This window comes from Halomonas binhaiensis, assembly GCF_008329985.2.
In the GTDB taxonomy this organism is placed as follows: domain Bacteria; phylum Pseudomonadota; class Gammaproteobacteria; order Pseudomonadales; family Halomonadaceae; genus Halomonas; species Halomonas binhaiensis.
The window spans coordinates 3,471,835-3,486,675 of record NZ_CP038437.2 but is presented as its reverse complement, the minus strand read 5'-3'; the positions used below and the strand labels follow the sequence as shown (position 1 = coordinate 3,486,675).

Here is a 14,841-nt window from a genome sequence, read left to right as displayed (position 1 = left end):
GAAACAGAATGATGGCTGGTGACTCGACGATGCCCTATGAAACTCGCGATCTTGCCTTGAGTCATGGAGCGCGAACGGTCATCGATGCTCTCGACCTAAGGCTGCCCAGAGGGCAGTTGACCGCCATTGTTGGACCCAATGGCTGTGGCAAGTCGACGCTGCTTGCGGGCCTGGCACGCCTGCATGCTCCGACAGCAGGGCAGGTGCTTATCGAAGGTCGTGAGATTCAGCGCCTGCCGGCCCGGGAGTTGGCCCGGCGAGTGGCATTGTTGCCACAGGAGGCGCTGGCGCCAGAGGGACTGAGTGTTGCAGACCTGATTCGCTTTGGTCGCCAGCCTCATCAAGCCTGGTATCGCCAATGGAGCGAAGAGGATCAGCGCGTAGTGAGTGGTGCCATCGCAGCAGCCGGACTCGATGAACTGGCCGAGCGTGCACTGGATACCTTGTCCGGAGGGCAGCGTCAGCGCGCCTGGATTGCCATGACCATTGCCCAGCAGACACCGATTATCCTGCTTGATGAGCCGACATCAGCACTGGATCTTGGTCATCAACTGGAGGTCTTTGAATTGCTGCGGGAACTGGTGGCACAAGGGCGGACCATCGTCATGGTGGTACACGACCTTTCCAGTGCCTGTCGTTATGCTGATCACCTGGTGGCCATGCGCGCTGGAAAGGTCATTGCCGAAGGCTGTCCCAAGCAAGTGGTATCCCCCGAGCTGGTGCGTGAGCTCTATGATGTGGAGTGCACTCTGGTACACGACCCAGTATGTGGTACGCCGTTGTTGGCGGGGCTGGGGCGTATCGTCGGTACGGCTTGAAGAGCTACATGCCTGGTCCCGGACTCACACGACATCGCCCGGCCAATTGACCGGGCGATGAATGTTGGCAAGTCGAGACTCAGTTGGCTGCCTTGTCGGCAGCTTTCTGCAGGGCTTCACTGGCTGATTTCAGTGCATCCGAGGTGGCATCCTTGGTGGATTCCCAAGCACTCTTGGCGCTTTTCTCTGTCTTTTCCCAGGCGCCCTGGGCATGTTCCCGTGACTGGTTCCACCAGGTGCTGGTGTATTCAGATTGAGTCTTGATCTCTTCCTCGGTCAGATTCAGGTGGACCTGATACTCGAGGTCATCAAGATTGTCCCCATCCTTTGTGTCGACACTAAAGTCACCTCGGTTGATCACATAGTGAGGTTCGCCCAGGCTCAGCAAGCCACTTGGCCCGATCACGATTGCCTGCAGCGTCAGATCGTTGTCTAGCAGAACATCCTGGACCTTGCCCACGTCCTTGTCAGCAGAGTCGGTGGAATAGACCTTGGCGTCCATCAGTTCATTGATGGAATACAGCCCTTGGTTACTCTCATCGGCTACTGCTGTTTCAGTATCCTCGGTTGCCGCAGTGTCCTCGGCTGCTGCAGTGTCAGCATCTTCGGCTGTGGCGGTGTCAGTGTCCTCAGTTGCTGCAGCGTCAGCTTCATCGGCCGTGGCGGCGTCAGTGTCTTCGGTTGCTGCAGTATCAGCATCTTCGGCCGTCGCGGCGTCAGTGTCCGCGGTTGCTGCAGTGTCAGCTTCATCGGCCATGACGGCGTCAGTGCTCTCGGCTGCCGCCGTGTCAGCTTCATCGGCCATGGCGGCGTCGGAGTCTTCGGCTGCTGTAGTGTCAGTCTCTTCGGCCATGGCGGCGTCAGTGTCTTCGGCTGCCGCCGTGTCAGCTTCATCGGCCACTGTCGCTTCAGTGTCCTCGGTTGCCGTAGTGTCAGCTTCTTCGGCCTGCGATGGAGCTTCCCCAGTCAGTGCCTGGGTGGCTTCATCGAGCTGTGTTTGCGCTTCGTCTTTCAGCACCTGAGTTTTATCGGCCAGGACTTGAGTCGCCTCATCCGCCTGTGCTCGGGCTTTATCGGCCAGGCTCTGGGCAGTGTTGTCATCAGCCTGTGCCTGAACACCGAGACTCAGGCCACCGGCCATGGCCAATGCAGAAATAGCGTGAACCAGTGGTTTCTTGGAGATCATCATTCCTTGGTACCTCATGCAATCCATGTAAGTCGTGCGGGACGTATTGAATTGTGCGGGAGGAGAGAGCATGTGCCCATAATAGTTGCTCGTTATAGTCTAGTGTCTATTTGTTATATAAATGTATGGAATTTCTCGTCTTTCCGTTTAATGCATGAGTGCTTGAAGGAGCTTGTGAACATACCGTGATAGGCCGACATGTTCTTGGCATTACCCGCGAGAGGCATGGTTTGGCGAGGGATACTGCCCAGTTTGTCAGCTGGGCAGTTTGAACAAGTCATCGAGGTTCAGTTGGCTGCCTTGTCGGCGGCATTTTGCAGGGCTTCGCCTGCGGATTTCAGCACACTAGAGGTGGCTTCCCGAGTCGTTTCCCAAGCGCTCTTGGCCCCCTCGGCGGTCTTGTCCCAGGCTTCCTGGGCACGTTCCCGTGATTGGTTCCACCAAGTCTCAGTATATTCAGGCTGATGGCTGATATCCGCCTTGTCCATGCCGAGATATACGACATATTCGATGTCTGAAAGGCTGTCACCTTCGAGAGTGTCGACGCTGAAGTTATCCTTGTTGATGACGTACTGCTTTTCGTCCAGGTGCAGCAACTCATCTGGAGCGATAACGATGGCCTGCAGCGTCATGGCATTATCGAGCAGAATGTCCTCGACCTCAGCCACCGGCTCTTCCTGTGAGTCACTGGTATAGACCTTTGCATCGATCAGTTCATTGGCAGAGTACAGCCCCTGGTTGCTGTCATCAGCCTGGGTCTGAAACGCAATACTAAGGCCTCCTGCCATGATCATGGCTGAGATAAGGCGGGTCAGTGGGGCCTTGTGGATCATCATTCCTTGGTTCCTCTTGCGTCATTCGTATGTATTGTTGGTGTAGCACATCGCTGGTGGCGCGCATTGTGCACGAAGGAAAGCATGGTGCCGATCATGAGTGAGATGCCAGGGATGAATGCATGTCTATGATCAATATCATGGCGTATAGAAACACTGCATAAATACCTACGCGTGCTATTCATACATCTTCATGTTCATGAATCCATGGGTTTTGTGTAATCCCTTGTTCATATAGGGATTGATGCGTAATGAATGAGAAACCTTTTCATGATCAGGCGGGTAAGAGAGAATGCTCACCATTCGCATAATATCGCCTGATGGGGAAGTCTCTTGGAGCTGCTGCGCGTTGTCTATCGCCATTATCGATGGCCGTTCATCACGGTGATGCTGCTGAGCCTGGCCAGTGCTGCGCTAGGGATCGGGACTATCGCTTTCATCAATGATCGATTGATTGAACATGTCGGTGCACCCATGGGAGTGTTGCCAGCATTTCTCGGGATCATCGTGGTGTTGCTGGCGATTACTCTGGCGTCCCAGCTGGCCTTGACTACGCTGGGCCATTACTTTGTCTACGACCTGCGCGGGCGTCTGGTCAAACAGATTCTGGATACCGATATGGAGCAGCTCGAACGACTTGGTAGTGCGGATCTTCTCGCCAGTCTATCCAGCGATCTACGCGCGATCACCCTGGCTTTCGTGCGCTTGCCGGAACTGGTGCAGGGGGTGGTGCTGACGCTTGGTTGTGCCATGTATCTTGGCTGGCTTTCATCGGGGATGCTTGCGGTCACTTCGTTGTGGGTGGCTGTCACCATTGGTGGCGGCTCCTGGTTGGTCGCCAAGGTCTATCGGCACTTGGCCAAGGCCAGGGCGACTGAAGATCGTCTCTATCGTGATTACGCCGCCGTCATTGAGGGGCGCAAGGAGCTGGCTCTCAACCGTGGGCGTGCACGGTGGATGTTCGAAGAGCAATACGACCGTGACGCGCTGAATTTTCGCCATCATGTGATTCGTGCCGACACCTATCACCTGAGTGCCGTCAACTGGTCGAACATCATGATGCTGGGCGCCATTGGCGTGGTGTTCTTTCTTGCCAATGGGCTTGGCTGGGCAACCACCGAAGTGGCAGCGACGTTTGCGCTGACGTTGTTGTTTCTGCGTACCCCCCTGATTTCAGCGGTAGGAGCGCTGCCGACGCTGCTCAGCGCCCAGGTCGCATTTCACAAGCTGCGCCAGCTGTCTCTGGCCGATCCAAACGAGAGTTTTGCGGTGCAGGAGAGCGCTGGAGATAAGTGGCAGCGCCTGACGCTCGATGGAGTAAGTTTCTGCTACCAAGGTAAAGAAGCGTCAGAAGGATTCGCGGTAGGCCCTGTCGACCTCACGCTGCATCGTGGAGAGCTGGTGTTCCTGATCGGTGGTAATGGCAGCGGAAAATCGACGTTGGCCAAGTTGCTGACGGGTCTCTATCGCCCCCAGGCTGGCACGATTCGAGTAGATGACCGAGAGGTGGGCACAGAGGAGGAATCCGGGGAACGCTATCGTCAGCGTTTCTCGGCGGTGTTCACTGATTTTCATCAGTTCGATCGCTTGATAGGACCTGATGGAGAAAAGGCCGATCCGGCCCTGGTAGAAGATTGGCTGGAGGCGCTGGGGCTGCGTGAAAAGCTTCACTTCGATGGCCAGCAAGTGACCAACCCGGAGCTTTCCCAGGGGCAACGCAAGCGCCTGGCGCTGTTGATGGCGGTGGCCGAGGAGCGTGACATCCTGCTCCTCGATGAGTGGGCTGCGGACCAGGACCCACAGTTCCGGCGTTTCTTCTATCGCGACCTGCTGCCGCGTTTGAAAGACATGGGCAAGACGGTGTTCGCCATCAGCCACGATGACCACTATTTTCAGCATGCCGACCGCCTGTTCGAGATGCGGGCCGGACATCTCACAGAATTGACTGGCCACCATCGTGAATTGGCCTCACGAGATGCCGTGGCACGCCTGGATGGCCAGGTATCACCGGAGAGCTGAATTCAAAAATGTAAAAGGGATGGATTTGCGCCTTTAAATAAAAATGATTAGCATGCCGGAAAAATGTAACAAAACGTCAAGTTTTCGCTGTCGCATTTCCGGCTATCGAGGCGCTCCTCCAATGAATTCTCTTGCTCCTGGTCCCAAGCTGCACCCACTGAGCATGGCTGTGCGCCGTGCCTTGGGGATTTCCCTGTTGAGCCTGACAGCACCGGCCCTGGCCCAGGATGCGAATGTCACGGACATGGAAAGTGACACCATCGTCGTGACAGGAACGGCACTGAAGGTTGCCATGCCGGTTCTCGAGACCCCGCGTTCCACTTCCCAGGTGTCTCGGGAAGAGCTCGACGACCATGCTGTCAACAAGTACGACGAAGTCTTTCGCTATCGCAGTGGCGTGCTGTCTGCACCCTATGGCCAGGACAACAAGGCCGACTGGTTCTTCATTCGCGGTTTCAATGCAGAAGATTCCACCTACCAGGATGGCCTGCGCCAGTTTCGGGAGGCGGGGTATTTCTGGTGGAGCACAGAGCCCTTCGGCCTGGAGAGTGTCGAGCTGCTCAAGGGGCCAGCTTCGATCCTCTATGGTGAAGCGCCTCCCGGTGGTGTCATCAACGCCATCAGCAAGCGCCCGACCGAAGAACAGCAGAACATGATCGAGCTGCAGTACGGCACCAATGATCATCAGCAGGTGGGCATCGACAGCTCCGGCCCCTTGGCCGACGATGGCAGCGTGCGTTATCGCGTGGTAGGGCTGTTCCGTTCAGAAGACGGTGAGATCGACGATGCCGATAATGAGCGAGTCTACTGGGCACCGAGCCTGGCGTGGGATATCAATGAAGATACCTCGATCACCTTCCTGGCCAGTTACCTGAAGGATCATGGCACCCCGACCAATGGCTTCAAGCTGCCCTATGGCACAGTCAACGATACACCGTTCGGGCGCCTCGACCCGGAAGACAACCTGGGCGAACCCGATTATGAGCGCCAGGAGCACGAACAATGGTCGCTGGGCTATGAATTGACCCACCAGCTTGATGATACCTGGGAACTGCACCAGAACCTGCGCTACAGCGAGCTGAACCTGCTTGAACGTGACGTCTATGTTTCCTATTTGACTGAGCCTGATGGTCGCCTGGCCCAGCGTGGCTTGACCTATCGTGATGGCGACTACGATGCGCTTACCGTCGACAACCGCGCCATAGGGCGCTGGTATACCGATCGCCTCGAGAACACGCTGCTGGTAGGGGTGGACTACCAGCACCTCGATATCAATTACGACAACCTCGACAATTTCGCCTTTGGCGATCCCATCGATATCTTCGACCCACAGTACGGCAACTTCACGCCAGCGGATCGCGATTCAGCCGCCGAGCACGAGGAAGGCAAGCGCCAGATCGGGGTGTATCTGCAGAACCAACTGCGTCTGGACGATCGCTGGATCTTCCTCGCCGGTCTGCGCCATGACAGTGTCGATACCAAGAACCGCGTCAAGGATGGGGCCAACCAAGACGCCTCGGACGATAATCTATCGTTCTCCGGTGGTGTGATGTACCTGGGCGATTACGGTATTTCGCCTTACCTGAGCTATAGCGAGTCCTTCAACCCCATCGTCGGCAGTGACCCGGATGGCAAGGCCTATAAGCCCAGCGAAGGCAAACAGTGGGAACTGGGGGTGAAGTATGCACCGGACTGGCTGGACGGCTATGTCACGGCGTCGGTGTTTGACCTCACCGAGAGCGACACGCTGTATGCCAGTGGCGAGTCCAGCAACCGCCAGGGCGGAGAGCGTCAGTCACAGGGCTTTGAAATCGAAGGTGTGGGTTACTTGACCGACGACCTCAAGCTCACCGCCGCCTATACCTATAACGATGTCAGGATCGATGTCGGTAGCGAAAGCGAAAACAAGGACCTGCGTGCCGGTCTGATTCCGCGCAACCAGGCCTCTGTGTGGCTGGATTACGCGTTCCCAGGCGCGCTGCATGGTCTCAATGTCGGTGGTGGCGTGCGTTACGTCGGAGAGAGTGTGGACAACCCGGTCAACTCGGACACCAAGGTGGACAACTACACCCTGGTGGATGCCAAGCTGCGTTATGACATCACGCCAAGCTGGACCGCTCAGGTCAACGTCAACAACCTGACCGATGAGGAGTATGTCAGCGGTTGTGACTACTGGTGCTACTACGGTGAGGGACGCAGCGTGGTTGGTAGCCTGAGGTACAATTTTTAAAAAGTACAACTTTTAAAAAGTACAACTTCTAGAAGGCATGACGTTTAAATGGCATGACCTTTAAAGAGGACTGCAAAGGGGAAATTTCCCAGAGCGAATTTTCCGATCTGCCGAGAAAGCCTGGCCCTGATACCCTCAGGACCGGGCTTTTTTCTGTTTCGAGCTTTTCTCGAACATCATCACCCCGACTGCCATAGGGAGGGGTATGTCATGAAGGTACGCTAATCACTAATGCACGGTAATGACGTGACACTCAGCAGAGTGGCTGACTTTATGGGCAATACTGCCGACCATCAAGCCCTTGATATCACTGAGCCCACGGCTACCCATCACGATGGCCTCGACGCCTTTTTCCTTGGCTGCCGACAGAATGACCAGGCGGGGATCTCCGTGTACGAGCATTGGTGTGATGGTTTCAACTCCCTCTGCTCGAGCGGCATCGATGGCACGATCCAGCAGTTTCTGGCCGGCCTGATCGCGTTGCTCTTGCGTGGCTCCCATGGGAACGGCAATCAATCCCCAGATCAACAGGGGTTCGTTGGGCAGGGGTTCGGGGATATGCAAGAGAACGATCTGGCCACCCTCCGGCGAGACAAGCTTGCAGGCCACGTTGAGAGCCAGGCGTGAATATTCAGAGCCATCTAGAGGAACGAGAATGGATTTGAACATGACTTGGGTGCCTCTCTTGTCAGTCAATGTTCTTTGAGTCTAGTTGGCCTGTTTGGGCACAAAAGTGATCTGGGACAAGTTCTTTCAGTAAATCCCCGACGACACGCCTTGAAGACAGGATCAGTCCTTGTCGATCTCCAGCCCGGCATTGGCTAGCCGCTGCTGGTCTGCCTGTTGGCTGAACCTGTCCAGGAGAATACGCAGTTTGGGCGTGATCCAGCGCTCACAGAAAGGACGCTGAGGGTTGCTGTAGAAATAGTTCTGGCATCGCTCCTTGGATGGGCGAAAGCTGGCAAACGGCAGTACCTGGGTAATGAGAGGCGCACTGAAGTCTGCCTGCAGCTCATTCAATATGTACCTGGCTTCAATATCTTGCTGTTCATCAAAGACATACACGGCAGAGCGAAATTGCTGGCGCATGCTGTGCTGGGCGGTGCAGTGGTGGGTATGCAGGTGGATCTCGACCAGGGTGGCGAGAGAAATCGCCATGGGGTCGAAGTGGACAATGACCGCTTCGGAAAACGCTTCTGCTTCTCCATCATGATCGCTATCTACATCATGATCACTGCCGCCTTGTGCGGCCACGAAGCCTTGTTCGACTTTCTCCACGCCAAGCAATGACTGAAACACCGCTTCCGTACACCAATAGCAGTTGCCGCCAAAGGCGACCCGAGATAACGCTACGGCTGAAGCTTCATCATGGTAAGCATCTGAGATCATGGCTCGTCACCTTCCAGTTATCGGGGGCAGGTTGTATCGAGGACAGGTTGTATCGAGGGTAGATTGCATCGGGGACAGAAAAGTCTGTCGTCATTGAGAGGCAAAGCCTTACAGAGAGACCCTTTCGCCAGCAATGAATTCGCCAGCTATGAAAAAGCGGGGCTGTCTTCTGTTGAAGGCAAGCCCCGCTGCTCAGTTGGATCTACAGTGATCTGGACGTGTGGAGCCTAGGCGGATTGCTAAAGCTTTCTCAGCCCCCACATGAAATAGCCACCACCAATCAAGGATGCGATCAGGCCTGCAGGAATTTCCTGGGGGAACATCAACTGGCGTCCAAGCCAGTCGGCCAGCACCATCAGCACAGCACCGACCAGGCCGGCTCCGATCAGGTGGAAGCGGGCCCGGGCCAGGCCCAGCATGCGTGCCATATGCGGAGCCAGCAGGCCGACGAAGGAGAGTGGACCCACTACCAGTGTGGCGCAGGCGGTGAGTATGGCGACCAGGATTAACAGGCCCAGGCGCGCTTTTTCCACCTGAATGCCAAGCGCCCGGGATGTCGCCGCTCCCAAAGGCATGATATCGAGCCAGCGTGATAGCGGAATGACGGCCAGTGCGAAGATGATGGCAGCGGTCACGACGATCAAGGCAGAGCCCGGCTCGATGTAGTAGGTGGAACCCGACAGCCAGGCAATGACCTGCTGGCCGCGTGGGTCGCCTCCCGCCAGGATGATCGAACGCACCGCATCGAACAGGGCAGTGATCGCAACCCCGCACAGCAATAGGCGTTCTGGCTGGAAACCACTGCGTGCATTAAGTACCACCAGTAGCAACAGAGTAGCCAAGGCGCCCAGGGTGCCGGCTGCGATCAGTACAAGGTTGCTGGGTCCTGGCACCAGGAAAACGGTGACGATCAGGCCAATGGCTGCGCCGCCACTGATACCGAGTAGTTCAGGACTGGCCATGGGATTGGCAGTGATTCGCTGGATCAGGGTTCCTGCGATGGCTAGCAGCACGCCTGCTCCGGCAGCAGCCAGCATGCGTGGCCAGCGCCATTCCAGCACTTCGGGAGATAGGGTCAGTTGCCAGTGATACTGGCCCATGGCATCACTGCTGCGGCCGATTACCAGGCTGATCACAGCGACCACGCCGAGCAATACGGCAAAACCGCCAATACGTCGCCAGGGCAACGGATAGCGGTGCCCCAGTGACTGGGTTGCCGTGGGGGGGCGTTGTGCTGCCAAGCGAATGCGTGGGATCAACCACAACAGCAGGGGGGCGCCCAAGGCTGCCGTGGTGGCACCGGTGGGAATCAAAGTCGGTAATTGCCCCGACAGGCCTTGCAGCAACAGGTCGGTGGTGGCCAGCAGCAAGGCACCAAGAAGGGTGGACCACAAAAGGCGCTGACCGAGCCGGCGGGCTCCGGCCAGACGCACGATATTAGGGGCCGCCAGACCAATGAAACCAATGATGCCGACACTGGCGACAGCACAACCAGTAATGAAGATCGCCAGACCCAGTCCGCCCAGACGTAGCCACTTGAGTGAAACGCCCAGGCTTCTGGCGCTGGCGTCATCGAGTTCGAGCAATGCCAGTGGCCGCATCAGCCAAACGGCAGCCAGGCCAGCGATGACGACGCGGGGTAACAGATACCAGACTTCTCCCCAGCCGTTCTGGGCCAGGGAACCGGCACCCCACACCATCAGTCCACTGAGGCTCTCTTGATTGAATAGCAGCAGCACAACACTCAAGGCGCCGAAATAGAGGTTGACCACCAGTCCACCGAGTACCACAACGCCGGGCGACAGGCCTCGTCGCCAAGCCAAGGCGAAGACCAGTGCCATGGCAGCGGCTCCTCCGGCCAGGGCTACCCACTCACGACCCAGCACCAGTAGCCCCGGGGCGAACAGTGTCGCGACCATCAGCGCCAGGTTGGCGCCGCTGGCCACACCCAACGTGGTGGGGGCTGCCAGCGGGTTGCGCAGTACCTGTTGCATCAGCACACCCGCCAGGGCCAGAGCGCCTCCGGCCAGCAGTGACATGCTCAGGCGAGGCCACCAGCTGAAATGCAGCACCAGCGATTCGGGCTCACTGGAACTCAGCGAAAACAGCTCGGAGAGTGCCGCGCTGACACCACCCAATGGTGCCAGGGACAGCAAGGCACTGCCAATGCATACGATCAACAGCAGCAGGGTGGCCCGGGAAGGAGAGGCAAGACGAGGAGACGCGGAGGGCGCCAGTCGATCAGGCATCGTCATGAGCCGTCTCCGTGGTGGCTGTCATGGCATCGACCAGTACATGGGCAAACCGCCTGGCAGAGGGCAGGCCACCGAAACTCCACACAGGAGGAAGTATCAGGGTGTCGCCACGCTGGACGCTACCCAACTGATGCCACAGGCCACTGCGCTCAAGTTCTTCCTCTACGCCGGCTGGTCGAGGCTCCACGATGACCAGGCGCGCATCATGGAACTTGGCCAATTGTTCGATACCGACCAGGTTGAAGCCCCATGCATTGGGCTTCTCTGGCCAGGCGTTGGTCAGTCCCAGTCGCTGCATGACGGCGTCATACAATGAACCATTGCCGAAGATACGGACGTGACGAGCATCCATGAACTGCACCACGAGCAGTGGCTGCTGGCTGGCATTGAGCCGTCCCTTGAGTGCCTCGATATCCGCTTCGCTGTTCCGGATCAGGGCTTCGGCCTGTTCTCGCTGTCCACTCTGTTCGCCAAGCCGGCGAGTCATGCTTTCCAGTTGGGGCCACAGTGGCTTGTCAGGACGATAGAACTCATAGGTGACCACTGGCGCAATGGCCTGCAACTTGGGAACCAGATTGGCGAACATAGGGGTAAGGACGATCGCCTCGGGGGCCAATTCCGCCAGCAGCTCCATGTTGGGCTGGCTGCGCAGCCCTATATCGGTGACCTCCGTCGGTACATTCTCCCCAACCCAACTGGTGTAGTCGGTGACTTGTGCTAGAGCGACCGGAGGAGCCTCCAGGGCAATCAGGGTTTCGGCCAGTGTCCAGTCGAGACTGGCAATGCGTGGCGAGGCGAAGACACTGGTGCTGGCGAGGCTGATTGCCAGACAGGCCAGTGTCACCAGGCGCCCGGTACGCGACAGCTGTTGATGCGATATAGGGAGCACAAGATATTCCAACCAATGCACAAGGCGGTTTCAGTGATCTCACTCAATCGGCTGATCCAATGATCCGGCCAATGAGCCGCCTTTAATGAACGAGGGCAACGCTATGTTCCCCGGAGGGGTGCGGCATGACCTGCATGGGAATGCCATAGATATCTTCCAACAGGTCGCTGCGCATCAAGGTGGTCGGGCTGCCTTCGGCGATGACTCGCCCCGTGTGCAGCGCCACCAGGCGGTCGCAGTAGCGCGAGGCCATGTTGATGTCGTGGAGCACGATAATGACGCCCAATCCGAGTTCTCGCGACAGTTTCCTGACCAGCGACATGACCTCGACCTGATGGGCGATATCCAGAGCGGCCAGGGGCTCGTCGAGCAACAACAGGCGGCTGCCCTGGGCCAGCAGCATGGCCAGCCAGACCCGGGTGCGTTCGCCACCGGAGAGCGTGTCCACCATGCGATCGGCGAAGCTTTCGGTGTGGGTCAAGGCCATGGCCCTGTCGACGTGCTCGATATCGTCCTTGCGCGAGCGACCAAGCAGGCCCTTCCACGGGTAACGGCCAAAGGCAATCAGCTCACGGCAGGTCAGGCTTTCGGCACTGGGGAGGTGTTGCGGCAAGTAGGCGACTTCTCGGGCGAAGGCACGGCGGCCCCAGGCGTTCAATGGCTTGCCTTCGAAGTGGATATCTCCTGCGCTGGCCGGTTGTTGCTGGGCCAGCAGCTTGAGCAGTGTCGATTTACCGGAGCCATTATGTCCGATCAGGCCATGGACGCGCCCTGTCTCGAACTGCAAACTGGTAGGGTGCAGGAGGGTTCTACCCTGCACCTCGAAGGTGGCGGCCTGAAGGTCGAACATTGCACCTTCCTTGAAGAAAGAGTATTGGAACGTCGCGGAAAATAGATGGGAATGGTTATCAATTTTCTGCAGATTGTCAATTCCGTCACCGTTCGTTACTTGAGCGATGACCGGCAAGTGCCGGACCCTCAGGATTTTATGTAGAACCTGCGTAGCGAGAAGACTTCGTCTTCCCTATAGTATGAACCCCCAACCCAATAATTCTGACATGGAAGGAGGTATCACCATGGCACATACGCTGCCCGAACTACCCTACGCTTACGACGCTCTGGAGCCATCCATCGACGCGCTGACCATGGAGATTCACCACAGTCGCCATCACCAGACCTACATCAACAACCTGAATGCTGCTCTGGAAGGTACTGGTCTGGAAGACGTGCCGGTTGATGAGCTGATCGCCAACCTGGATCGCGTGCCGGAAGGCAAGCGTCAGGCGGTCATCAACAATGGTGGTGGTCACTCCAACCACTCCATGTTCTGGACCGTGATGTCCCCGAATGGTGGTGGTCAGCCCAAGAGCAAGGTGGCTGAAGCCATCGACAAGGACCTGGGCGGCTTCGAAGCGTTCAAGGAAGCCTTCACTCAGGCTGCCCTGACCCGTTTCGGCTCCGGCTGGGCCTGGCTGAGCGTCAAGTCCGACGGTAGCCTGGTCGTCGAGAACACACTCAACCAGGACAGCCCGTTGATGAACGGCAACACGCCGATCCTGGGCCTGGATGTGTGGGAGCACGCCTACTACCTGAAGTACCAGAACAAGCGTCCGGAATACATCGCTGCGTTCTTCAACGTGGTCGACTGGGACGAAGTCGAGCGTCGCTATGAGGCAGCCACTGCCTGAGCATTGCCGACCGCTTGAGCTGACGCTCGCATTCGTGTGAGTGTCGGTGCCCCGGAAAGGGGCTCCTGCGTGGAGTCCTCATCCGTACCGCGGCCCCCATTTCGGGGGCCGCGGTGTTTTTGACGCTATGCTTTTGACACTATTTTCTTGACGCTATTCTTTTGCAATACGGAAGCGAGTATTGGGGCACCTCAGCCTCTCATTGCCTGGGGCAGGTAGGTGGCGATGCCGGGGAATACGCTCATCAATATGATGGCGACGATCATCAGGGCGAAGAATGGCACTGTTGCTCGGGTGATGGCCATGATGTCCTTTCCCGTCAGTCCCTGGATCACGAACAGGTTGAAGCCTACAGGAGGCGTGATCTGAGACATCTCGACCACGATCACCAGATAGATGCCGAACCAGATCAGGTCGAAGCCGGCCGTTTCAATCACGGGCATGATGATCGAGGTCACCAGCAGGATCAGGGAAATTCCGTCGAGAAAGCAGCCCAGAACCAGCAGGAACAGTGTCAGCACCACCAGCAGCATGGCCGGGGACAGGCCAAGGTCGCCGATTTGCTGAGCCAGATTCATCGGTAGGTGGGTGAAGCTCATGGCAGAGGAAAGAAAAGAGGCGCCGGCGATGATGAAGGCGATCATGCACGAAGTGCGCACCGCAGCGAACAGGGCGTCCTTGAAAATGATCGCGTTGAAGTGGCCATTGGCCCGGGCGATCAACATCGACAGCACCACACCGCAGGCAGCGGCCTCGGTGGGAGAGGCGATGCCTCCGTAGATACTGCCCAGGATACCGCCGATCAGGGCCAGCAATGGCAGGAGTTGCAGACTGATGCGCAGTTTCCGAGCCAGTGGCATCGGCGCTACCGCTTCGCCAACCTTGCCTTGCTTGTTGCCGACCAGCAGTGCCCAGCCAATGACGTAGGCCATGAACAGGCCAAGCAGCAGCAGGCCCGGACCGATCCCCGCAATGAACAGGCGTGAGATTGACTGTTCGGTCACTACGCCATAGACGATCATCATGATCGAAGGCGGGATCAGCAGGCCCAGGGTCGAGGCACTGGCCAGGGTGCCGATGGCGAGCCGTTCATCATAGCCGCGCTGCTTCAGTTCCGGCAGCGTCATCTTGCCTACGGTGGCACAGGTCGCGGCAGATGAGCCGCAAACGGCAGCAAACAGGCCACTGCCGATGATGTTGGAATGCAACAGGCGTCCAGGAATGCGCCCCAGCCAGGGGGCCAGTGCCTGGAACATGTTGTTGCCGAGCCCGGAGCGGAACAGGATTTCCCCCATCCAGATGAACATCGGCAGGGCCGTCAGATCCCAGCCATAGCTGGCCCCCCAGAAGTCAGATGCCAGGATGGGACCGGCAGGCAGAGGGAAGAACAGTGTCAGCACGATCCAGCCCGTGCCGAGCAGGGCGAAGGCTATCCAGACACCACTGCCAAGCAGGAGCGCCAGGGCTAGAAGGGTGACGAGGCTGATGGTCAGCATATATTCAGCGCTCCTTATATTTTGTGCTTATTAGCGTC

12 protein-coding genes are annotated in these 14,841 nt (G+C 57.6%); 4 read left to right on the top strand and 8 right to left on the bottom strand.

Annotated features, from left to right (window positions below):
* Positions 1 to 8: 8 nt before the first annotated feature.
* Positions 9 to 818 (top strand): ABC transporter ATP-binding protein, encoded by an 810-nt coding sequence (locus tag E4T21_RS15250; protein ID WP_240349171.1) that lies wholly within the window; start codon positions 9 to 11, stop codon positions 816 to 818.
* A 79-nt stretch (positions 819 to 897) separates the two neighbouring features.
* Here E4T21_RS15250 and E4T21_RS15245 read toward each other — a convergent pair whose 3' ends face one another.
* Positions 898 to 2,007: a PRC-barrel domain-containing protein gene (locus E4T21_RS15245; RefSeq protein WP_187775010.1), complete on the bottom strand. Its 1,110-nt coding sequence runs from the start codon at positions 2,005 to 2,007 to the stop codon at positions 898 to 900.
* A gap of 284 nt (positions 2,008 to 2,291) precedes the next feature.
* A complete protein-coding gene (locus E4T21_RS15240; protein ID WP_240349170.1) occupies positions 2,292 to 2,840 on the bottom strand; it encodes a PRC-barrel domain containing protein in 549 nt (182 codons plus the stop codon).
* Positions 2,841 to 3,170: 330 nt separating this feature from the next.
* Here E4T21_RS15240 and E4T21_RS15235 point away from each other — a divergent pair, with 330 nt between their 5' ends.
* Positions 3,171 to 4,856 (top strand): multidrug ABC transporter permease/ATP-binding protein, encoded by a 1,686-nt coding sequence (locus E4T21_RS15235; protein WP_149285867.1) that lies wholly within the window; start codon positions 3,171 to 3,173, stop codon positions 4,854 to 4,856.
* A 121-nt stretch (positions 4,857 to 4,977) separates the two neighbouring features.
* Entirely contained in the window at positions 4,978 to 7,086 is a 2,109-nt protein-coding gene (locus E4T21_RS15230) for a TonB-dependent siderophore receptor (RefSeq protein ID WP_187775009.1), read from the top strand.
* Between the two features lie 228 nt (positions 7,087 to 7,314).
* On the opposite strand, the gene E4T21_RS15225 is transcribed toward E4T21_RS15230, so the two are convergent.
* The 5 genes from E4T21_RS15225 to E4T21_RS15205 all read right to left on the bottom strand — a co-directional run bounded on the left by E4T21_RS15225 (position 7,315) and on the right by E4T21_RS15205 (position 12,469).
* Positions 7,315 to 7,755, bottom strand: coding sequence for a universal stress protein (locus E4T21_RS15225; protein ID WP_149285866.1), 441 nt, complete (start codon positions 7,753 to 7,755; stop codon positions 7,315 to 7,317).
* A 120-nt stretch (positions 7,756 to 7,875) separates the two neighbouring features.
* Positions 7,876 to 8,475, bottom strand: a complete 600-nt coding sequence (locus tag E4T21_RS15220) for a peptide-methionine (S)-S-oxide reductase (protein WP_149285865.1) — start codon at positions 8,473 to 8,475, stop codon at positions 7,876 to 7,878.
* 239 nt (positions 8,476 to 8,714) lie between these two features.
* Positions 8,715 to 10,724, bottom strand: a complete 2,010-nt coding sequence (fhuB, locus tag E4T21_RS15215) for a Fe(3+)-hydroxamate ABC transporter permease FhuB (RefSeq protein WP_149287250.1) — start codon at positions 10,722 to 10,724, stop codon at positions 8,715 to 8,717.
* Complete coding sequence (locus E4T21_RS15210; protein ID WP_240349168.1) at positions 10,717 to 11,619, bottom strand: iron-siderophore ABC transporter substrate-binding protein; 903 nt, start codon at positions 11,617 to 11,619, stop codon at positions 10,717 to 10,719. Before E4T21_RS15210 ends, fhuB begins: the two co-directional genes overlap by 8 nt.
* An 82-nt stretch (positions 11,620 to 11,701) precedes the next feature.
* Positions 11,702 to 12,469, bottom strand: coding sequence for an ATP-binding cassette domain-containing protein (locus E4T21_RS15205; RefSeq protein ID WP_149285864.1), 768 nt, complete (start codon positions 12,467 to 12,469; stop codon positions 11,702 to 11,704).
* 226 nt (positions 12,470 to 12,695) lie between these two features.
* On the opposite strand from E4T21_RS15205, the gene E4T21_RS15200 reads away from it, so the two are divergent.
* Positions 12,696 to 13,307, top strand: coding sequence for a superoxide dismutase (locus E4T21_RS15200; RefSeq protein ID WP_149285863.1), 612 nt, complete (start codon positions 12,696 to 12,698; stop codon positions 13,305 to 13,307).
* 191 nt (positions 13,308 to 13,498) lie between these two features.
* Here the strand turns inward: E4T21_RS15200 and E4T21_RS15195 are convergent, their stop codons facing one another.
* The gene (locus E4T21_RS15195; RefSeq protein WP_149285862.1) at positions 13,499 to 14,803 is read right to left on the bottom strand and encodes a TRAP transporter large permease; all 1,305 of its coding nucleotides are present in this window, start codon (positions 14,801 to 14,803) and stop codon (positions 13,499 to 13,501) included.
* Positions 14,804 to 14,841 lie beyond the last annotated feature (38 nt).